This is a genomic window from Nocardia nova (genome assembly GCF_002933465.1).
Lineage (GTDB): Bacteria > Actinomycetota > Actinomycetes > Mycobacteriales > Mycobacteriaceae > Nocardia > Nocardia nova_B.
In genome coordinates this window covers 39,023-60,321 of record NZ_PSZE01000038.1, presented here as the reverse complement: position 1 = coordinate 60,321, position 21,299 = coordinate 39,023, and the positions used below count along the sequence as shown (strand labels likewise).

The following is a 21,299-nucleotide window of genomic DNA, read 5'->3' as shown; positions in this document are numbered from 1 at the left end:
GGGGGTGCCGCCCTGGGTGCGGGAGAAACGCGGGGCCGGGGCGTGCTGGACCACGCCGTCGATCTCGACCAGGGATTCGCGGGCGGCGATATGGCCGTTCGCGGTGGCCTCGGTGAAGGTGAGGACCGGCGTGCAGCAGGCGTCGGTGCCGTCGAAGATCGCGGCCCATTCGTCGCGAGTCTTGGTCTTGAACTTCTCCGCGAACAATTTGCGCAGCTGTTCCTGGCCGTTGGGGTCGATCTGCATCGGCAGGCCCTCGGGGTCGATCTCGAGCCCCTTCAGGAATTCCGCGTAGAACTGCGGTTCGATGCAGCCGACGGCCATGTACTTGCCATCGGAGGTCTCGTAGGTGTCGTAGTAGGCCATACCGGTGTCGAGCAGGTTGGTGCCGCGCTCGTCCGACCACAGGCCCATCCCACGCATACCCCAGATCATGTGCGAGAGCGAGAGCGCACCGTCGATCATCGCGGCGTCGATCACCTGCCCCTTACCGGAGACCGACCGCTCCACCAGCGCGGAGAGCACACCCATCACCAGGAACATCGAACCGCCGCCGAAGTCGCCGACCATGTTCAGCGGCGGGACCGGGCGCTCACCCTTGCGGCCGATGGCGTTGAGCACACCGGTCAGCGAGATGTAGTTGATGTCGTGGCCGGCGCGGTCGGCGAGCGGGCCGTACTGTCCCCACCCGGTCATCCGGCCGTAGATCAGGCGTGGGTTGCGCTCGAGGGTGACGTCCGGGCCCAGACCCATCCGCTCGGTGACGCCGGGCCGGAAACCTTCCAGCAGCACATCGGCCTTGTCGATCAGGCCGAGCACCTTCTCGGTGTCGGCGGGGTCCTTGAGATTCGCCTCGACGATGGTGCGTCCCCGCCACTGCGGCCGTTCCATGACTCCCGGCAGCTGGCCGGGACGCTGCACGCGCACCACATCGGCGCCCAGATCGGCCAGCAGCAGTGCCGCGTGCGGGCCGGGGCCGATTCCGGCCAGCTCGAGAACCTTGATGCCCGCGAGTGGGCCATGTCCGGTGGTGGTGGATGAAGTGCTCACGCCCTACCTCGGTTCGTCGTCGATCCTGCAACCGGCGGCGCGCGCCGGTGTTGACACTACGACAATAAGGGGTGGATGTGGCGCACGGCGTCCGGGTGCGGTGTAGGCGGCTATTCGATGATCCGCAGCGGTCGCGTCCGGTCCGGTGGCTGGTTGCGGTTCGGTGGTTGGGGTAGTTCCGAGCGCCGCAGCCGCAGCGTCGACGGATCAGCGCGCCGGATGGGCCGGGTCGGCGGCGATTCGTCGGCCGAGCGCACCTTGACCGGCAACCGGTAGCAGGCGCGGGCGTTGTCCTCGAGCACCCGGTACATATCGGCGCCGACGGCCCGGCCGATGATCTCGAGATCGGCATCCCGGAACGGCCGCCCGGCCCGGTTGCCCGGCAGGTCGGATCCGAACATCAGCGCACCGGGATTGACGGCGTGCACCCGCCGCATCGCCGATTCCACATCCATGGATATCCGCCCGAACCCGGAGGCTTTCACCCGAGCCCCGCGATCGACCAGATTCAGCAGATAGGGCAGGCATTCGTCGGACATGCCCATGTGGTCGATGCTCAGCGCCGGCAGTTTGGAGATGACCGGTTCCAGCGAGCCCAGCATGGATCCGTCGATGTAGAGCTCGACGTGCCAGCCGGCGAGTTCGTAGGCGCGCACGGCCTGCATGGTCAGCGTGACGATGTCGACAGCGGCGCGCTTGAGATTGAACCGGATGGCCCGCACCCCGGCCCGGTCCAGTTCGATGATCTGCTCGTCGGTGACATCCGGGGGCGGATTGATCACGCCGACCCAGTTCGGCCCGAGTTCGGCCAGTGCGGCGATCATGAACGTGGAGTCGGTGCCCTGGAAGGACGCACTCACCACCGCACCACCGTCGACGTCGAAGTGCGCCATGCGCTTTCGATAGTCGGCGATGGTGTACGGCTCCGGCAGGTAGCCCTGATTCTCGACCAGCGGATACCGCGGGTCGATGATGTGAACGTGTGAATCGAACACGTGATCAGCATGCCTCAGGTCGGTGACGAATGCGGACCCGGCGTGGTGTTCAGACCTTGTGCGGCTCGCTCGCGCGCAGCATGTCCTCGCGTTCGACGACCTTCACCCGCTCGCGGCCCTCGGGCTCGCCGAGCGAGCGCTCGTGGGCGTCGAGACGGTACCAGCCGGCCCAGGTGGTGAACGGAATGCCCTTGTCCTCGAGGAACTTCACCACGGCCTCGGGATCGGGTTCGGCGGCCGGAGTGAAGGAGGCGGCATCGTCGAGCAGGCAGGCGATGGTCTCGTTGGCGTCGCCCTTGGTGTGGCCGATGAGGCCGACCGGGCCGCGCTTGATCCAGCCGGTGACGTAGGTCTGCGGAAGGTAGCGGGCGGCGCCGTCGGCGCCCTCGTCGACCAGAACGCGCCCGGCCTCGTTGGGCACGGTGCCGGCCTGCTCGTCGAACGGCAGCTGCGGGATGTTCTGCGACAGGTAGCCGACGGCGCGGTACACCGCCTGGACGTCCCAGTCCTTGTAGGTGCCGGTGCCCTTGACGTTGCCCGTGCCGTCGAGGGTGGTGCGCTCGGTGCGCAGGCCGACCACCTTGCCGTCCTCGCCGATCAGTTCGGCCGGGGACTCGAAGAAGTGCAGGAACAGCTTGTGCGGGCGGTCGCCGACATCGCGGATGGCCCACTGCTCGAGGGTGTTGCAGACCATGTCGACCTGCTTGGAGTGGCGGCGCGCGGCTTCCGAGCCCTCGTCGTAGTCGATGTCCTCGGGATCGACGATCACCTCGATATTCGGCGAGTGATCGAGTTCGCGCAGTTCCAGCGGGGTGAACTTGGCCTGGGCGGGACCGCGGCGGCCGAAGACGTGCACCTCGACGGCCTTGTTGTTGCGCAGGCCCTCGTAGACGTTCGGCGGAATCTCGGTGGGCAGCAGTTCGTCACCGGTCTTGGCGAGGACGCGGGCCACGTCGAGCGCCACGTTGCCCACACCCAGGACGGCGACCTTCTCCGCGTCCAGCGGCCAGGTGCGCGGCACGTCCGGGTGGCCGTCGTACCAGGAGACGAAATCGGCGGCGCCGTAGCTGCCGTCCAGCTCGATACCCGGGACGCCCAGGGCGCGGTCGGCGTTGGCGCCGGTGGAGAAGATCACCGCGTCGTAGAACCGGCGCAGGTCCTCGAGGTCGATGTCGCTGCCGTAGTCGATATTGCCGAGCAGGCGGACCTGCGGCTTGTCGAGCACCTTGTGCAGGGCGGTGATGATGCCCTTGATGCGCGGGTGATCGGGGGCGACGCCGTAGCGGATCAGACCGAACGGGGCCGGCATGCGCTCGTAGAGATCGATACTCGCCTCGACATCGGACTTCATCAGCGCGTCGGCGGCGTAGATTCCGGCCGGTCCGGCACCGACGATCGCGATGCGCAGTGGGCGGTCGCCCGCGCCGCTATTCGTTCCAGCGTGTTCGGTCATTTCTACGCGCACCCTTTGGTCGAAAACTCTCGTCTTGTCAGCCGTCCTTCTTAGCTTAGGCTAAGTTGACGTGCGGGCCGGGCGCCTGCCCGACTGCTCCGCCGATGCTGCCTCGTTGCCGCGCGGAGCTCTCCCGATCCGTGCACCGGATGTGGCCGGAGTTCTGGTGATTCTATCGGTGGCACACACCGCCGCTATTCCCGGTATCCGCGCGAAAATGCGGGCGTGATCTTCGACACTTCGACCCGCCGGGGATGATGCATGGCATGAATGAGCCGGCTACCTCGATCGATCAGCGCGACACGACGCGGTCGGTGAAGCCGTTCCTGATCGCCGCCGCCGTCGCCGTTCTCGCGGTGCTCGCCGTCGTGATCCTCGGAGTCACTCGCCCGGCTGAGAACAATCTCACAGATCCGGACCGGGTCGCCATCGCGGCGCGCAATTTCGCCACGGCGAGAAGCGATTCCGACGCCGCCCGGCGCAAGACCACCGAATGTGCGAGCTTCGACGAGAAGAAGTCGCCGCTGGGCGCCGGGTCGGTCGGTAAGAAGGTGGAGATCGCCGCGGTCGACGCCGTGCACATCGACGGCGACCATGCCACGGCCTCGGTGACCAGCCAAATCGACGGTCGCAAGACCGCGGCGAACTGGAATTTCAGTCGCGAGAACGGCACCTGGCTGGTGTGCGTCAACCCCTGAGCCGCCGCTGTCCATGTTTGACAATCGGGCCTGTGACCAGGCATTCTCGGTTCAGGTCATGAGTACCAGCGGCAAGCCCCGGCTCGCTGGTCGGCAACCCTCCTCCGCGGTGGGGTGCTCCGGGTGACGACCTGGCCGCGGTCCGACCGGACGCGGCAAGTGCGGATTCCGTAGGAGGTTCGACAAGTGAGCTACGCCGGTGACATCACGCCTGGACAGGCGTGGGAGTTGTTGCGCGACAATCCGGATGCGGTGCTGGTGGATGTGCGCACCGAGGCCGAATGGCGATTCGTCGGAGTGCCCGACACCACCTCGATCGAGCGGCCGACCGCCCTCATCGAATGGGTCGACGGCACCGGCGCGCCGAATCCCGCGTTCGTGGAGCAGTTGAAGCAGGTGCTCGCCGATCGCGCGGGTGACAGCGATGCCCCGGTGATCTTCCTGTGCCGGTCCGGACAGCGTTCGATCGGTGCGGCCACGGCGGCGACGGCGGCCGGGTTCGCGCCCTCCTACAACGTGCTCGAGGGTTTCGAGGGTCCGCTGGATGCCGAGGGGCATCGCGGCGGCGCCGGGTGGCGCGCACTCGGCCTGCCGTGGCGGCAGTCGTGAGCGGATCTATTGTGCGGCAACTCTTTTCGTGGAGGCAGTCATGATCACCGGCGGTGCATTCGATCGGCCGCTGCCCGAAGGGGTGGGACCGGCGACCCTGGGCGTGCGCGGCGGGCTGCGCCGCTCCGGGTTCGAGGAGACCTCCGAGGCGCTGTATCTGTCGTCCGGATTCGTCTACGAGAGCGCCGAGGCGGCCGAGGCGGCCTTCACCGGCGATATCGAGCATTTCGTCTATTCGCGCTACGGCAATCCGACGGTCGCGATGTTCGAGGAGCGGATGCGGCTGCTCGAGGGCGCCGAGGCGTGCTTCGCCACCGCCAGCGGCATGTCCGCGGTGTTCACCGCGCTGGCCGCGCTGCTCGGGCAGGGCGATCGGCTGGTGGCCGCGCGCAGCCTGTTCGGTTCCTGTTTCGTGGTGTGCAACGAGATCCTGCCGCGCTGGGGCGTGGAGACCGTCTTCGTCGACGGTGAGGATCTCGACCAGTGGGAGCGGGCGCTCTCGCGGCCGACGGCCGCGGTGTTCTTCGAAACTCCCTCGAATCCGATGCAGACCCTCGTCGACGTGCGGCGGGTGAGCGAGCTGGCCCATGCCGCCGGCGCGAAGGTCGTGCTGGACAATGTGTTCGCGACGCCGCTGCTGCAGCGCAGTCTCGACCTCGGCGCCGATGTGGTGGTCTACTCGGGCACCAAGCACATCGACGGGCAGGGCCGCGTCCTCGGCGGTGCGATCCTCGGCACGAGCGACTACATCGACGGACCGGTCAAGAATCTGATGCGCCACACCGGTCCGGCGCTGAGCCCGTTCAACGCCTGGACCCTGCTGAAGGGGCTCGAGACGATGCCGCTGCGGGTGCGGCAGTCGACGCAGTCCGCGCTGGCCGTCGCCGAGTTCCTGGAACAGCATCCGGGCGTGGCCTGGACGAAGTACCCGTTCCTCACCTCGCATCCGCAGCACGAGCTGGCCACCTCGCAGATGTCCGGCGGTGGCACGGTGGTGACCTTCGAACTCGCGGCGGGCGCCGACGAGGGCAAGAAGCGAGCCTTCGAGGTGCTGAACCGGCTGCGCATCGTCGACATCTCCAACAACCTCGGCGACGCCAAGACCCTGATCACTCATCCGGCGACCACCACGCATCGTGCGATGGGTCCGGAAGGCCGCGCGGCCGTGGGACTCACCGACGGGGTGCTGCGCATTTCGATCGGTCTCGAGGATGTGGAGGATCTGCTCGGTGATCTGGAGCAAGCGCTGAGCTGACCGCCGAGTCATTGACAGCATGCTGTCAATGATGACAGCGGAGCGGGATCCGAGCGGGTTCTTCGCCCTGCGGGCCGCGGCGGCCGGGCCGGCATGAGTCGCGGTGACGCCGAACTGTTCTCCGCGGCGGCGATCACGACCTTCAAGCTGAACGGCCAATTCCTGACGATCGCAGAGGAATTGGCGAAACCGGCGGAGATTACCGCGGCCTGGTGGCAGGTGCTGGGTGCCGTGCTGCACGAACCGCTGCCGGTATCGGGGATCGTGCGGGGGGATGGGTATCACCCGCCAGAGCGTGCAACGCATCGCGGATCTGCTGGTGGGCAAGGGATTGGCCGAATACCGGCCGAATCCGTCGCATCGCCACGCGAAGCTGGTCGCGATCACCGATGCGGGCCACGCCGCAGTCCGCCGGATCGCTCCGAAGCATGCCGTCATGGTGAAAGAGCTTGCGCGACAATTGGGTTCGCAACGGTTCGCCGAAGTGGGTGGATGCGCTGAGCGAGCTGTCGGCTGCGCTGGAGGCGCTGGAATCCTGGGATCACGGTGTCGGTCCGGACTGATGGAACCCGCCGCCGGAAATTACCGTGCCGGCCTGTATCCGGTCCGCCGGTCGACTTCCCGCTCAGACCGCGAACGGATTCTCGGTGCGGCCCACGAGATCGGCCACCGAATCGATCACCAGCGTCGGCCGGTACGGGAACTGTTCCATCGACGCCCGGGTGGAGATCCCCGAGGTCACCAGGACCGTGCGCATGCCCGCCTCGAGTCCGGCGATCACATCGGTGTCCATCCGGTCGCCGATCATCACCGCCGACTGCGAATGCGCGCCGATCTGCCGCAGCGCCGAGCGCATCATCAGCGGATTCGGCTTCCCGACGTAGTACGGGTCGCGGCCGGTGGCCCGGGTGATCAGCGCGGCCACGGAACCGGTCGCGGGCAGCACGCCCTCGCGGGAGGGCCCGGTCGGGTCGGGATTGGTGGCGATGAACCGGGCGCCGCGCTCGACCAGCCGGATCGCGGTGGTGATCGCCTCGAACGAATAGGTCCGCGTCTCGCCGAGGACGACGTAATCCGGATCGCTGTCGGTCAGTACGTAGCCGATCTCGTGCAGGGCGGTCGTCAACCCCGATTCGCCCACCACATACGCCGTCCCGCCGGGACGCTGCTCGTTCAGGAAGGTGGCGGTCGCGGTCGCCGAGGTCCAGATCGAGGACGCCGGGATGTCCAGCCCGATCCGGCGTAGGCGGGCCTGGAGATCGCGCGGGGTGCGGATGGAATTGTTGGTCAGGACCAGATACGGAATCTCGCGCTCGGCCAGCTCCGTCAGGAACGCGTCGGCGCCGGGGATGAGGTGGTCCTCGTGCACCAGCACGCCGTCCATATCGGTCAGGTAGGACAGAATCGGTTCGCTGTCGGCAGTCACGAGCCAATTGTGGGCTATCGGCGGTAGCGATGTGAGGTTGCGGTAGGTGTGTACGCGCGGCGGGCCGCGGAATCCGCTCTGGTTATGGTCGAATGCGACCGCAGCTTGCCGCGCTGTGGAATGTCGGGACAGGAATTCGGGACACCCGTCCGGCGCTGCACTCGGTCGACACGGCCGTCTCCCGCCCGGGAGCGGCCCAAGCACGCACGTGACGGCGAACAGGAGTGGCGCAGTGAGTGATCTCAAGCTGGGATACAAAGCGTCGGCAGAACAATTCGGACCACGCGAGCTCGTCGAGCTCGGCGTTCTGGTCGAAGAACACGGCCTCGACAGCGCGACCGTCAGCGATCACTTCCAGCCTTGGCGGCACAAAGGTGGGCATGCTCCGTTCTCGCTGGCCTGGATGACCGCGGTCGGTGAGCGGACCTCCCGCATTCAGCTCGGCACCTCGGTGCTGACGCCGACCTTCCGCTACAACCCCGCGGTGATCGCCCAGGCCTTCGCGACCCTCGGGGTTCTGTACCCGGAGCGGATCATGCTGGGGGTGGGTACCGGGGAGGCGCTCAACGAGATCGCGACCGGTTACAAGGGGGAGTGGCCCGAGTTCAAGGAGCGTTTCGCCCGGCTGCGCGAATCGGTGGCTCTGATGCGCGCGTTGTGGAGCGGTGACCGGGTCGACTTCGAGGGTCAGTACTACAGCACGGTGGGTGCGTCGATCTACGATGTGCCGCCGGCCGGGATCCCGGTCTATATCGCCGCGGGTGGTCCGGTGGTGGCCCGGTACGCGGGCCGGGCCGGTGACGGTTTCATCTGCACCTCCGGTAAGGGTATGGACCTCTACACCGAGAAGTTGATGCCGGCCGTCACCGAGGGTGCGGAGAAGGTCGGCCGCACGCTCGACGACATCGATCGGATGATCGAGATCAAGATCTCCTACGACACCGATCCCGAACTGGCGCTGGAGAACACGCGGTTCTGGGCGCCGCTGTCGCTGACCGCCGAACAGAAGCACTCGATCACCGATCCGATCGAGATGGAGGCCGCCGCGGACGCGCTGCCGATCGAGCAGATCGCCAAGCGCTGGATCGTGGCCAGCGATCCGGACCAGGCCGTCGAGCAGATCAAGCCCTACGTCGACGCGGGGCTGAACCACCTGGTCTTCCACGCCCCGGGCCACGACCAGCGCCGCTTCCTGGACCTGTTCGCACGCGACCTGGCGCCGCGGTTGCGCGCGCTCTGACCGCGTACGCACCCCGTCGAACCCGGTGCGCAACCGTCGAGGACTCGGTGCGTCCGGTCGAACAGCGACAATGCCCACTCGGCTTCGGCTGGTAGGCATTGTCGGTTTCACCGGGGCCGACGCCGGTGCATTCGCCCGCGTCGGAGGGAGATTCACCTCACCCCGGAGGATGTCGACTGGGTAGTCTCCTCGGCGGAGGAGGGACTCGTGGTGCATCCGGGAGAAGTATTCGCCGGCTATGTGATCGAACGATTGCTCGGGGCCGGGGGGATGGGTGAGGTCTATGTGGCACGGCATCCCCGGTTGCCCCGATCCGATGCGGTGAAGGTGCTCGCGGCGCAGTTCTCCGCGGATGCGGAATATCGGGCGCGGTTCGAGCGCGAGGCCGATCTGGCGTCGAGGCTTTCTCATCCGGCGATCGTGAAAATCTATGACCGCGGCGAGGATCGGGGCCGGTTGTGGATCGCGATGGAATTCGTCGAGGGGGTGGATCTGGCCCAGCGGTTGCGCGCGGACGGGCAGATGCGCGCCGCCGAGGTGGCCCGGATCGCGGAGGTGATCGCGGGTGCGCTGGATCGCGCGAATGCGCAGGGACTGGTGCATCGTGATGTGAAGCCCGCCAATATTCTGCTGAGCCGGGCCGGGGATGTATTGCTCACCGATTTCGGGATCGCACGGCAGGTCGCCGATATCTCGAATCTGACCGGTACGGGCATGATGATCGGCACCATCAACTACGCGTCGCCCGAGCAGTTGAGCGGACAGCCGCTGGATGGGCGCAGCGATCAATACTCCTTGGCCTGCAGCGTCTTTCACCTGCTGACGGGGCAGGCCCCGTTTACGGACGACAATCCCGGTCAGGTGATCCTGCGGCATGCCACGGCCGCTGCGCCGAGTGTGCGGACGGTCCGGCCGGAATTGAGCGACGAGGTGGATCGGGTGCTTGCGCGGGCGATGGCGAAGCGGCCGGCGGATCGGTTCGCATCGTCGTCGGAATTCGCGGCGGCACTGGGTGCGGCCCTGCGGGCCGCCACCGCCGGGCTTCCGCAGAGCGACCCGCAGGCGGCGATCGCGACCGTGCTCGCCGGACAGCCCACGCCGTCGCGGGCCCGGTCGGTCGCACCGGCCGAACCACCGACGGTGCTACAACCGACCGGTACGCCGTCGAGTGGAATCTGGTGGGGCGCCGGTGCCGCGGTCCTGATCGTGATCGCGATCGTGACGGTCTTCGTGATGCGGTCGGCCGGCGCCGATGAGGTCGGCCCGACCGATGCTGCCCGGGCACTGCCGCGGATCTCGGTGACCCCGCTGAGCCCCGATCTGAGTGCCGAACCCACCGCGAGGCGGTGGACAGTCGCCGGATCAGGCCTACCGATCGGTGGCACGGACAAGGTGGTGCTCTACAGCAGCTACGGGAGCCTCGACGTTCTCGACGCAGAGACCGGGGCGGTGCTGCATCGGGTCGATGTGGGGCGAGATCAATTCGGCGAGTGCGTATTCACGTCCTCGGGCCGCTACGCGGGTTGCCGCGCGCAGTACCCGGACAGTGCTGTCGGAACCGCCGATGCGACCTCGGAATCGTACGCGACGATGATCATCGACACGCAGACGGGAACGGTCTCGGGTCGTCTTCGCGCCGCCACCGAAATCGTTTCATCGGCAGAGACATTCGCTACCTTCGAACCCGAGCGCAAAGGCGCGGTGACGGGTTCGGTCGTGGTCGCGGATGTCACCGGAAAGGTGCTGTGGCAGGCCGACGACATTCAGCCGGGCCTGGTCCACGGTTCCGGTGTGCTCTCGCTGCAGAAGAATCCCGTGTCCGGTGATCCATTCTCGAAGGCGAGTTTCGAACTGCGCAATATCGAAACCGGCAAGATTGTGTACCAGGTGGCTCCGGACCACGTTCAGCCCCATACCGTGTGGGCCCCGGACTGGCTGGCGTACTCCGGCGGATTCGCGATCGGTCAGGACTTCTTCGCTCTCGACGGAACGAAGCGCGCGAGCGCCGGTCCCGGCTGGCGAGTGGTCGCGAGCCAGCCGTATGCCACCCAGGGTGACGATCCGGCGCCGAACGGCAACGACAAGCGCTACGCCGAACCGGATACCGCACCGGCGCTGCCGGTGATGATGAATCGCGGAATGCTCGCCGCCTTCGATCCCGCGACGGGGTCCATGCTCTGGTCCCGGCAACTGCCGAAGGGAGCGAGTTACAGCCACGGTGTGTCCGTCGCCGGAATCAGCAGCAAGATCCTGATTCGCTGGGACACCACCGCGGAGTCCGGCTCCGACTACCTCGAGAACAAGTACAAACTCGCCTACGCCTGGTTCGATGCGTACACGGCCGAGGGCGGTGTACTACCGGACAACCAGGTCCCCTGGGCCACGGATGGAACAAGGGTGGTCACCGTCGCGCGTGGTGGCCAGGACGGGATCGCGGTCGTCACGGCCGGAAAGAATCCGCAACCGGTATGGTCACTCGACTTCGGCAGCAGCCCGATCCGCACCTTCGCCGGGCGCGCGTATCTGGCCCACAGCCGGATCGTGTGAGGTCCTCACGCCTTGGTCAGTGCGAACAGGCGCAGATCGCGAGTCGTACGGCTGCGGTAGGCGGCATAGGCCTCGGTCGTCTCCACGAACCGGTCGAAGATCCGCTGTTTACGCTCCGGATCCTCGACCAGCTGTGCGCGCACCGGAATGCTTTGTCCCGCAATGGTTACCGTCGCTTCGGGAGCGGCCAGCAGATTCGCGGTCCACGCCGGATGATGAGACTGCCCGAAGTTGCTGCCGATCACATAGAGGGTGTCACCGTCGTGGACGTACAACAGCGGTGAGGTGCGCGGCTGCCCCGACTTGCGGCCGGTGGTGGTGAGCAGGACGATCGGCGCGCCGATCGGCCCGAGCACGGTGTAGCGAGCGCCGGTGCGCTGCAACACTTTCCGGTCCAGCGGGGTGAGGGTGCGGACCACGCGCGAACCGAATTTCGTCGCGGCGAACGCACTCGCGGTGCGTCCGAGCAGACCGGTCCGCGAACCCCACTGCCGATCCGGAAACTGTGCTGTCATGGACAGTGATCCTAAGGCTCCGGCCGCGGTCGCGAGGGCGGGTGAGAGCGTTTACCGCCTGATCGCGGCCGCGAATTCGTAGCCCTGGCGCCAGTCACCGTCGCGCGGCGCGGTGAGCAGGTGTTCCACACCCGCCTCGGCGTAGGCGTCGAACAGTTCCCGGGCTTCGCCGAGCTCCGCGGGCAACGGCGTGACGACGGAGACGGTGGGTGTGTTCCGTCCGAACTCCGCGGCGAACTCGGTCAATTCCTTTGTGGCAGTGGCCACTTCCTGGGGCACGAGGCCGATCGCGAGCCAGCCGTCGGCGAATTCGGCCGCCCGGCGGCGTGCGCGCGGACCGTCGCCGGCCACCAGAATCGGCGGAACCTTCGCACCGGGTGCGAGTGTGACCTCGGTGCCGTCCGGCAGGACGGCGGGCCGGGCCGCGATCAGGTCGGGCAGCACGCGCAGATTCTCGTCGGTGCGCCGGCCCCGGTCGGCGAACGACAGCCCGGCCGCTCGCCAGCCGATATCGCCGTGGGCGGGGTTGCCGGTGCCGACACCCAGCAGCAGCCGATCCGCGGACACGTACTGCAGCGCGCCGATCTGCTTGGCCGCCCACGCGGCCGGGCGCAAGGCGAGCAGCAGCACGCCGTAGCCGATGTGAATCCGTTCGGTCACCGCCGCCGCGGTCGCCAGTGTGACCGAACTCTCCAGAATCGGCGCGCTGGCCACCAGGTGGTCGGTCGACCACACCGAATCGAGCCCGAGCTCCTCGGCGAACCGCGCCGCGGCGCCGACATCGCCGAGGATCGGCTGCTGGGGATCGGGAGTGGAGGTGGGGAGGAAGGTTCCGAGTCGCATGATGAGGAGACTATGGGCTTATCGTGAGCCGTTGAATGGCCGAGAAGCGCAGGAGCATGTCCGCAACACTCATCCCTCGGTCTGCTGAACCAGCCACAGCGAGACTCCGGAGGGCGGCCGTCGACGTGACCCGGCCGCCGGCGCCCGACCTGGGTCGCTGGGCGACGACTGTCGCGTGCACACGACCGGCGGTGATCCCGGTAGCCGCACGGATGTGATTTCGCAGGCAGCGGCCGTGGGGGCGACCGCGGGCCCGTACCCGCTCACTAAGCTCGAGACCATGGCCGAACCCGCACCGTCCACTGTGTACATCGCGTCACTGGAAGGTGACACCGGCAAATCCACCGTGGCGCTGGGCATGTTGCAGATGCTCTCGGCGACGACGCCGCGGGTGGGCGTCTTCCGGCCGATCACGCGGTCCAACCGCGGCCGCGACTACATTCTCGAGCTGCTGCTCGAACACTGCACCGCCGATATCGACTACGACCAGGCGGTTGGGGTCACCTACGAGCAGGTGCACGCTGATCCCGACGCCGCGATCAGCGAGATCGTGATGCGGTTCCATGAGGTCGCCAAGGTCTGCGACGCCGTGGTGGTGGTCGGCAGCGACTACACCGATGTCGCCGGGCCCAGCGAACTGCGCTACAACGCCCGGATCGCGGTCAACCTCGGCGCGCCGGTCCTGCTGGTGCTGCGGGGGGCCGGACGCAGCCCCGAGGAGGTCGTGCAGGTCGCCCGGGTCTGCGAGGCCGAACTCGGGCACGAGCACGCGCAGCTCATGGCGATCATCGTCAACCGCTGCGATCCCGAGCGGCTCGAAGACGTGCGGGAGGCGATGGGAGTGCTGCCCTGTCCGTCGTGGACGATGCCGGAGGTGCCGCTGCTGACCGCGCCGACCATGAACGAACTCTGCGAGGCCATCGACGGCAGCGTCTATTCGGGCGATCCGGAACTGCTGCAGCGCGAGGCGTTGAAGGTGATGGTCGGCGGGATGACCGCCGAGCACATTCTCGAGCGGCTCAGCGACGGCGTCGCGGTGATCGTGCCGGGCGACCGTTCCGACGTCCTGCTGTCGCTGGTGAACGCGCACGAGGCGGAGGGATTTCCGTCGCTGTCGGGCATCATCATGAACGGTGGTATGTTGCCGGATCCGGCGATCGCGCGCCTGATGGAGGGCCTCAAGCCGAAACTGCCTATCCTCACCACGCAGCTGGGCACATTCGACACCGCCAGCGCCGCCGCGCACACCCGCGGGCGGGTCTCGCTCAGCAGTATGCGCAAGGTCGACACCGCGCTGGCGCTGATGGAGCAGCGGGTGGACAGCCGGAAGCTGTTGGATCTCATCGAAGTTCCGGTGCTGTCGGTGGTCACGCCGCAGATGTTCGAATACCAGCTGGTGGAACGGGCTCGTGCCGATCCGCGCCGGATCGTGTTACCGGAGGGCGACGACGATCGCATCCTGCGGGCGGCCGGCCGCGTGCTGCAACGCAAGATCGCGGAGCTGACCATCCTCGGTGACGAGGCCACCGTGCGCGCCCGCGCGGCCGAACTCGGCGTCGATATCGGGGCCGCCCAGGTACTCGATCCGCGGACCAGCACGCTGCGCGCCGAGTTCGCCGAAGAGTTCGCGCAGCTGCGCGCGCACAAGGGGATGACGGTCGAGCGGGCTCGCGAATACATGGCCGACATCTCGTACTTCGGCACGATGATGGTGCACCGGGGCATCGCCGACGGCATGGTCTCCGGCGCCGCGCACACCACCGCGCATACGATTCGGCCCTCGTTCGAGATCATCAAGACCGAACCCGGCGTCTCGACGGTGTCGAGTGTCTTCCTGATGTGCCTGGCCGACCGGGTGCTCGCCTACGGCGACTGCGCGGTGGTGCCGGATCCGACCTCCGAACAGCTCTCCGATATCGCGATCTCCTCCGCCCGCACCGCGCAGCAGTTCGGGATCGAGCCCCGGGTGGCGATGTTGTCGTACTCGACGGGCGAGTCCGGCTCCGGCGCCGATGTCGACAAGGTCAGGGCCGCAACCGAACTGGTGCACCGGCGCGCGCCGCAGCTGCCGGTGGAGGGGCCGATCCAGTACGACGCCGCGATCGAACCGACGGTTGCCAGCGCCAAACTTCCGCATTCCGATGTCGCCGGGCGCGCGACGGTGTTCATCTTCCCGGACCTCAATACCGGTAACAACACCTACAAGGCCGTGCAACGCAGCGCCGGCGCGGTCGCGATCGGACCGGTGCTGCAGGGATTGCGCAAACCGGTCAACGACCTATCGCGCGGCGCCCTGGTGGCCGACATCGTGAACACCGTGGCCATCACGGCGATTCAGGCGCAGCAACAGGAGGCACGGTGAGCGACAATCGCGTAGCGGCTCGCTGTGCCGACCGGGTGCGGGTGCCCCGCAAAACACAGGAGGCACGGTGAGCGACAATCGCGTAGCGGCTCGCTGTGCCGACCGGGTGCGGGTGCCCCGCACAACACAGGAGGCTCGGGGTTGATGAAGGTATTGGTGATCAATTCCGGATCGTCGTCGATCAAATATCAACTGCTGGATCCGGTTTCGGCGCATGTGGCGGCGTCCGGGCTGGTGTCGCGCATCGGGGAGCCGGTCTCCGAGGACGAGGTCACCGTCGAACATCACAGTGACGGAAAGGATTTCGAGCACACCGGCGCGATCTCCGATCATGCCGCCGGGCTGCGGGTCGTGTTCGACCTGTTCGCCCGCAGCGGTCACGATCTGAGCGGTGAAGGGCTCTCCGCGGTCGGGCATCGGGTCGTGCACGGTGGCGAGGTCTTCTACGAACCGACCCTGATCACCGATGCCGTGGTGGAATCCATCGACAAACTCTCCACCCTGGCGCCACTGCACAATCCGGCCAACGTCACCGGTATCCGCTCCGCGCGCGCCCTGCTGCCCGATCTCCCGCAGGTCGCGGTCTTCGACACCGCCTTCTTCCACGGGCTGCCCGACGCCGCGAAGACCTACGCCATCGACGCCGGTGTCGCCGCCGCGCACGGCGTCCGGCGCTACGGGTTTCACGGCACCTCGCACGAATACGTCTCGGGGCGAGTGTCCGAACTGCTCGGCGGCGACCCGGCCGGGCACAACCAGATCGTCCTGCATTTGGGTAACGGCGCCTCGGCGTCGGCGATACGCGGCGGTCGGGCCGTCGACACCAGCATGGGGCTGACGCCGCTGGAGGGGTTGGTGATGGGCACTCGGTCGGGCGATATCGATCCGGGTATTCCGCTGCATCTGGCCCGTACCGCGGGCCTGGACATCGACGGCATCGACGAACTGCTCAACCGCCGCTCGGGCATCAAGGGGTTGTCCGGGGTCAACGACTTCCGGCAGTTGTTCGTGCTGATCGAATCCGGCGATGCCGCGGCGCGTTTGGCCTATGACGTGTACGTGCATCGGTTGCGCCATTACATCGGTGCCTATCTGGTGGATCTGGGCCGGGTCGACGCGATCACCTTCACCGCCGGAGTCGGGGAGAACAACGCGCAGGTGCGCGCCGATGCGCTGGCCGGGCTGGAACGCTTCGGCATCGCGGTTGATCCGGTGCGCAACACCGCGAAAGATCGTGCGGCGCGCCGTATTTCGCCGCCGGATGCCGAGGTGGCCGTGCTGGTGGTGCCGACCGACGAGGAACTGGCCATCGCCCGCGCGGCTGCCGCGCTGGCGGGCTGAACGGGGCTCAGAACCAGCTCTTGGCGCGGATCGCGTTCGCCAGATCCACCAGCGCGTACCGGTGCGTCCGGCCGGGGGCGGTGCGGGCCAGCGCGCGCAGTCCCGCTTCGATCCCCTGCCGCAGCCCGCGTTCGGTGAGCGGTTGGCCGAGCAGGGTGCGGTCGGACGCCTGTGGGCGATGCCCGGCTTGCAGCCACGCCAGGGCGGTGCCGAGCACCAGGACTCGCAGCTGCGCGACCCGGCGTTCCGCGGCCGGCAGGGCCTGCAGCCGCGCCGCGGCGACGTGCAGGGTCGATTCCGCCAGCCGATCGGTGCCGACGTGCGCCTGCCGTCGGTCGTCGCCGCCTTCGGACTCCGCGTCGCCGGGCTCGGCGGGTTGTGCGGTGAGGAGTAACAGGACCGCGGTCAGCCGCGCCTCGGTGTAGTGGCGCGATGCGGAGGGAACCTCGTCCAGGGCCGCGACCGCCGCGGTGACCCGGCCGTCGGCCGCCAACTGCCGGGCGAGCCCGAAGGCCGCGCTGACCACGCCGCGGTCGGTCCGCCACACCGTCGCGTAGAACTTCTCGGCGCAGTGCCGCCACTGCCCGGGGTCCGGCGAATCCCAATGTTGCAGAACCAGTTCCGCGGTCGCGGCGATGGCGAGTTTGGGCGCGATCTCACCCGGCAGCGCATCCAGCACCGCGTCGAAACAGTCATAGGCGCGTTCGTAATCCTGCTCGCGCAACGCGATCAGGCCCTGGAACCAGTCGGTGCGCCAATCCTGTTCGCCCAGGTAACCGAGCAGCTCACGGGCCGCGGCCGGCTGGTCGAGATCGAGGTGGATGCGCACCTCGGCCAGGGTGGCCTCGGCGGCGAAACTGTGCGGCGCACCACCCGGCGCGGTCTCGGCTCGACGCCGCGCGGCCCGCACCGCGTCGAGGGCATGTTCCGGTTCGGAGTGCACGGTCCCGGCCAGCAGCGCGGCCGAGGGATCGGCCGGATCGATCAGCGGCACCGGCAGGGCGGCGGCGATATCGCGCGCGGCGAGACTCTTGTCGCGGACCACGCCGTCGGCGTAGACGTCGGTCTGCCCGATCAGCTCGTCGGTGCCGAAACTGGTACGCGGCGGACTGAACAGCGTCGACAGCTGCGGATGTTCGGTACCGGTGTCGGTGGCCAGGATTTCGCGCAGCACACCCGCGAGCTGTGTGGTCATCACCCGGGCCGAGGGGAAGCGGCGGTCGGGATCGGGGTCGGTCGCGGTCAGCAACAGCCGATGCAGGAATTCGTAGCGAGCCAGGACCGGTTCGACGCCCGGATGCGGGATGCCGTCGGTGTAGCGGCCGGCGGCCATCGGGATATTCACGGTCAGCACCGCCAGGGTCCGGCCGACGGTGTAGATGTCGGTGGCCGCCGTGGGGCCGGTGGCGGCTATCTCCGGTGCCTGAAAACCCTTGGTGCCGTAGAGATTTCCGTAGGAGTCGAAGGGAGCCGTCGCGCCCAGGTCGATCAGTTTCACCTGGTCCTCGGTGACCATGATGTTGTCGGGTTTGAGGTCGTTGTAGGCCAGCTCCAGCGTGTGCAGGTATTCCAGCGCGGGCAGGATCTCCAGAATGTAGGCGATCGCCTCCGGAACCGGCATCCGCTCCGGCCGCGGATGAGTGTCGAGCAGATCGCGCAGCGAACGTCCGCCCACGTACTCCATGACGATGTAGCCGATCGGCGAGCCGCCGGGCCCCGGATGTTCGACGAAGTTGTGGATCTTGACGATGCTCGGATGGGCCAGTTCGGCCAGATATTGCCGTTCGGCGACAGCGACCGCCTGGGCCTCGGCATCGCCGCCGTGCAGCAGGCCCTTCAACACGACCCAGCGGTCGCTGACATTGCGATCGATCGCGAGGTAGATCCAGCCGAGTCCGCCGTGCGCGATACAGCCCTGAATCTCGTACTGTCCGGCGACGCGATCGCCGGCACGCAGATAGGGGCGGAAATCGTAGGGCGCGCCGCAGTTGTCGCAGATTCCGGCCGCCGCGGCGGCGTGGGCAGGCGTGGTTCGCCCGACCGGCCGGCCGCAGTGCCAGCAGTACCGCCGTCCCTCGGCCACCATCGGATCGGCGAGCACGGCGGCCATCGGATCCATCTGCGGCACAGTGGGAATCGGCACGAGACCGGCGCCCAGGCGGCGCACGGTGGGGCGGGATCGGACCGTGCGCCCGCTGCGCCCGGTGGGGCGACTCGGCTCGCTCGCATACGACGAGGTGTCGGGACCTCCGGTGCCGGTCGGGGTAGCGGCGGTGTCCGGGCCGGTGAAAGACGTCGCGGCCGTGGATGTGTCGGCGCGCCGCGGGCCGGGGATGTTCCGCGGCCCTGGGGGGTACTGAGTTCCCGGGGTGCGCTGGGTCTCGAGAATGTGCTGGGTCTCGAGAATGTGCTGGGTCTCAGGGTGGTGCCGTGCCCCGGGAGTCCGCTGGGTCCCCGGCGGTTCCGGGGCGCGGCGGGGCTGCGGTGTCGTCGGATTGTCGCCGGTATCCGGTGTGGAGGTGAGCGACGTCGGCGGATGATCGGATTCGGGGAACGCCTGGTGTTCGGACATCGATCAGTCCCGATAAGTCGGTTCCGGCGGTCCGGCTGCGGAACCCAGCGCGGGCGCCAGCCAATGCTGATAGAGCCGATCCCAGGTGCCGTCGGTGCGCAACCGCTGCAGGGTGGCATTCACGAACCGGACCATATCGTCGTTCCCCTTCGGAACGCCGACGCCGTAGGGCTCGTCGCTGAGGGCGGGGCCCACCACCTCGGCGTAGGGATCCTGCGTCGCCAGCCCGGCGAGCAGCGCGTCGTCGGTGCTGACCGCGTCGACCTGGCGCTGCTGCAACACCACCAGGCAGTCCGCCCAGGTAGGGACCGTCATGATCGCGGCCGTCGGCTGGATGTGCCGAATCCGGTCGAGAGAGGTGGTGCCGCCCACCGCGCACACGCGCTTACCGGCCAGATCCGCCATCGAGCCGATGCCGGATCCCTTCACTGCCAGCACTCGCTGATGTGACATCAGATACGTGGTGGAGAAGTCCACGCGCTGACGTCGATCGCAGGTGATGGTCATGGTTTTCACCACGACGTCGACGCTGTGATCCTGCAGTGCCCGTTCGCGATCCGCCGAGCCGAGGATCCGGTATTCGATGCGGCGCGGATCGCCGAACAGATCGCGCGCGATCTCGGCGGCGACGTCGACGTCGAATCCGGCCAGGGTGCCGCTGATCGGATCGCGGAAGCTGAACAGATTGCTGCCCGGGTCCAGGCCGACCAGTAAGCGCCCGCGCGCGCGGACGGCGTCGATCGCCGGTCCGTGGTCGGCGCCGGGACGCAGACTGGCGGTGGGATTACCGCATTGCGGTTCGAGCTCGGGAGCCGGGGCCGGCTGTGGTTGTGTCACAACGGCATTGGCGGGCAGTGGCGGTTCGGTGTAGTTGCCGCTGCCACCGGTGCGCGGAGTGGCCGGCGCACCGCCGCAGCCGCCGGCCAGTAGCGCCGATACCGCCAATGCCGCTGCCGCGATCCGCCTCGTCCTCATCGGTACTCCCTCAAACGCGGCCACAGCCCGGCCACCACGAACACCGCCGACAGCACGGCCAGGGTGAGCGCGCCCGGGGCCAGGAAATCCAGCGAACGCGCCGCATCGGATATTTCCCCGCGCAACGTATTTCGCGTCTCACCCATGCCCGCGGCGAGCGCGGTGTCGAGGGTGTCGACCGCGGCGCTGGCCTGCGCCGGATCCGCGCCGATCGCCACCACGGTGGCCGCCGGGAAATCGCCGCGGCCCAGCGCGTCGTTCATCCGCTGATGTGCCGAGCGCCAACGGCCCAGTGCCGCGTGCGCATTGCGCACATCGTCGGCACCCGGTGCGTCGCCGGGATAGTGGGTGAGCAGATCGTCGAGCCGTGCGGTGGCGGTGTCGTAGGTGTGGTCGTAGTCGCCGCTGGCGTCGCGGCGCACCAGTTTCAGTGTCTCCGCCGCTCGCGCCTGCTGGGCGAGGATGCGGCTCTCGGTCAGCTGTGCGCCCGGCACCGCGCCGTCGTCGCGTCCCGACGTGGTCGCCACCGCCGAGAACGATCCGGCGATCACCGTCCAGGCCAACAGGATCAGCAGAATGCCGGAGGCCATCAGCAGCCCCGGATTGAGCACCCGATGCCAGCGCCGGGTCAGATAGAACTGCGCCGCCACCAGCGCGGCGAGGGTCAGGATCGGCAGCACGATCGCGGCCCACGGGGGCCGCACGTGCTGACGCTGGGTCGCCGCGATCGCCGCGGACCGGTGCTCCTGTAACTCCTGCGCGGTCGGGAGCATGGTGGTCTGCATGAGATTCGACGCCTCGCTCTGATAGGCGGCGCCGACGGGATGGCCTTCGCGATTGTTGGCGCGCGCGGTCTCGATCAGCCCGGTGTAGACCGGCAGTGCGGTGGCCACGCCGGTGCGCAGGCGGGTGTCGGCATCGGGCGTGGCCGAGCCCGGCGTCCCGGCGTTGTCGGACTGGGCCACCAGTTCCGCCGCTGCCTCGCCGACCGCCTGGTCGTAGCGGTCGCGTACCGGTTTCGGCTCCAGCCCGCCCGAGATGAAGGCGGTGCCGGCGGCGGCGTCGGCCACCGACAGCGAGGTGTAGAGATGTTGGGCGGAATTGGCGTCGGGTTCGGCCTCGTCGAGTAGATAGTCCAGGGCGTGCTGGCGGTGGCCCACCTCCCCCGAGGTGATGGCGCCGTTGACCAGGCACAGCCCGAGCAGCAGCAGGCCCAGCGCGACCAGCCGGGCGGGCGACGAGCGCGCGAACGCCCGGACATCGGTCGCGTCGAGCCGGCTGCGCACGGCGGCAGCCGCGGCCCGCGGGGACAGCTCGTCGAGCCGCGAATACCCGATTCGAGCCATGCCCACCTCCGTTCGTTCAGCGGGTTGCATTGTGCGGACTGAGCTTATTGTGGTCGTACCGGTACCGCCCGA

General features: G+C 68.1%; 16 protein-coding genes, 1 pseudogene and 1 riboswitch. Of the genes and pseudogenes, 8 read left to right on the top strand and 9 right to left on the bottom strand.

Going from position 1 to position 21,299, the window contains the following annotated elements:
• From C5E41_RS30075 to C5E41_RS30065, 3 genes are all read right to left on the bottom strand, one after another.
• Positions 1 to 1,050, bottom strand: a 1,050-nt coding sequence (locus tag C5E41_RS30075; protein WP_104379093.1) for a CaiB/BaiF CoA transferase family protein, incomplete at its 3' end; no start/stop codon positions are given.
• 110 nt (positions 1,051 to 1,160) lie between these two features.
• The gene (locus C5E41_RS30070) at positions 1,161 to 2,045 is read right to left on the bottom strand and encodes an amidohydrolase family protein (RefSeq protein ID WP_104379092.1); all 885 of its coding nucleotides are present in this window, start codon (positions 2,043 to 2,045) and stop codon (positions 1,161 to 1,163) included.
• Between the two features lie 49 nt (positions 2,046 to 2,094).
• Positions 2,095 to 3,498, bottom strand: coding sequence for an FAD-dependent oxidoreductase (locus tag C5E41_RS30065; protein ID WP_104379091.1), 1,404 nt, complete (start codon positions 3,496 to 3,498; stop codon positions 2,095 to 2,097).
• 266 nt (positions 3,499 to 3,764) lie between these two features.
• Here C5E41_RS30065 and C5E41_RS30060 point away from each other — a divergent pair, with 266 nt between their 5' ends.
• From C5E41_RS30060 to C5E41_RS30045, 4 genes and pseudogenes are all read left to right on the top strand, one after another.
• On the top strand, positions 3,765 to 4,196 hold the full coding sequence (locus C5E41_RS30060; RefSeq protein ID WP_146097740.1) for an Rv0361 family membrane protein: 432 nt from the start codon (positions 3,765 to 3,767) through the stop codon (positions 4,194 to 4,196).
• A gap of 54 nt (positions 4,197 to 4,250) precedes the next feature.
• Positions 4,251 to 4,364: riboswitch (SAM riboswitch) on the top strand.
• Positions 4,365 to 4,382: 18 nt separating this feature from the next.
• A complete protein-coding gene (locus C5E41_RS30055) occupies positions 4,383 to 4,805 on the top strand; it encodes a rhodanese-like domain-containing protein (RefSeq protein ID WP_063001190.1) in 423 nt (140 codons plus the stop codon).
• Positions 4,806 to 4,845: 40 nt separating this feature from the next.
• Complete coding sequence (locus C5E41_RS30050; protein WP_104379089.1) at positions 4,846 to 6,060, top strand: O-succinylhomoserine sulfhydrylase; 1,215 nt, start codon at positions 4,846 to 4,848, stop codon at positions 6,058 to 6,060.
• A gap of 93 nt (positions 6,061 to 6,153) precedes the next feature.
• A pseudogene (locus C5E41_RS30045) lies at positions 6,154 to 6,494 on the top strand (MarR family winged helix-turn-helix transcriptional regulator); the annotation flags it as partial.
• A gap of 191 nt (positions 6,495 to 6,685) precedes the next feature.
• Here C5E41_RS30045 and C5E41_RS30040 read toward each other — a convergent pair.
• Positions 6,686 to 7,444, bottom strand: a complete 759-nt coding sequence (locus C5E41_RS30040) for an HAD-IIA family hydrolase (protein WP_104379099.1) — start codon at positions 7,442 to 7,444, stop codon at positions 6,686 to 6,688.
• 274 nt (positions 7,445 to 7,718) lie between these two features.
• Between C5E41_RS30040 and fgd the strand changes: the two genes are divergently transcribed.
• Complete coding sequence (gene fgd / locus C5E41_RS30035) at positions 7,719 to 8,726, top strand: glucose-6-phosphate dehydrogenase (coenzyme-F420) (RefSeq protein ID WP_104379088.1); 1,008 nt, start codon at positions 7,719 to 7,721, stop codon at positions 8,724 to 8,726.
• Positions 8,727 to 8,933: 207 nt separating this feature from the next.
• Positions 8,934 to 11,273, top strand: coding sequence for a serine/threonine-protein kinase (locus C5E41_RS30030; protein ID WP_104379087.1), 2,340 nt, complete (start codon positions 8,934 to 8,936; stop codon positions 11,271 to 11,273).
• Between the two features lie 5 nt (positions 11,274 to 11,278).
• On the opposite strand, the gene C5E41_RS30025 is transcribed toward C5E41_RS30030, so the two are convergent.
• Together C5E41_RS30025 and C5E41_RS30020 are read right to left on the bottom strand one after the other, a co-directional pair.
• Positions 11,279 to 11,788 carry a nitroreductase family deazaflavin-dependent oxidoreductase gene (locus tag C5E41_RS30025; protein WP_104379086.1) on the bottom strand — a complete coding sequence of 170 codons (510 nt, stop codon included), beginning with the start codon at positions 11,786 to 11,788 and terminating at the stop codon, positions 11,279 to 11,281.
• 51 nt (positions 11,789 to 11,839) lie between these two features.
• A complete protein-coding gene (locus C5E41_RS30020) occupies positions 11,840 to 12,631 on the bottom strand; it encodes an LLM class flavin-dependent oxidoreductase (RefSeq protein ID WP_104379085.1) in 792 nt (263 codons plus the stop codon).
• 280 nt (positions 12,632 to 12,911) lie between these two features.
• Here C5E41_RS30020 and pta point away from each other — a divergent pair, with 280 nt between their 5' ends.
• Positions 12,912 to 14,993 (top strand): phosphate acetyltransferase, encoded by a 2,082-nt coding sequence (gene pta / locus C5E41_RS30015; protein ID WP_104379098.1) that lies wholly within the window; start codon positions 12,912 to 12,914, stop codon positions 14,991 to 14,993.
• Between the two features lie 144 nt (positions 14,994 to 15,137).
• Positions 15,138 to 16,334: an acetate kinase gene (locus C5E41_RS30010; protein ID WP_104379084.1), complete on the top strand. Its 1,197-nt coding sequence runs from the start codon at positions 15,138 to 15,140 to the stop codon at positions 16,332 to 16,334.
• A gap of 7 nt (positions 16,335 to 16,341) precedes the next feature.
• Here C5E41_RS30010 and C5E41_RS30005 read toward each other — a convergent pair whose 3' ends face one another.
• The 3 genes from C5E41_RS30005 to C5E41_RS29995 are packed head-to-tail and all read right to left on the bottom strand — an operon-like array spanning position 16,342 to position 21,227.
• Positions 16,342 to 18,906 (bottom strand): serine/threonine-protein kinase, encoded by a 2,565-nt coding sequence (locus tag C5E41_RS30005; protein WP_104379083.1) that lies wholly within the window; start codon positions 18,904 to 18,906, stop codon positions 16,342 to 16,344.
• Positions 18,907 to 18,909: 3 nt separating this feature from the next.
• On the bottom strand, positions 18,910 to 19,881 hold the full coding sequence (locus C5E41_RS30000; RefSeq protein ID WP_104379082.1) for a glutamate ABC transporter substrate-binding protein: 972 nt from the start codon (positions 19,879 to 19,881) through the stop codon (positions 18,910 to 18,912).
• The gene (locus C5E41_RS29995; RefSeq protein WP_146097739.1) at positions 19,878 to 21,227 is read right to left on the bottom strand and encodes a hypothetical protein; all 1,350 of its coding nucleotides are present in this window, start codon (positions 21,225 to 21,227) and stop codon (positions 19,878 to 19,880) included. Before C5E41_RS29995 ends, C5E41_RS30000 begins: the two co-directional genes overlap by 4 nt.
• Positions 21,228 to 21,299: the final 72 nt, after the last annotated feature.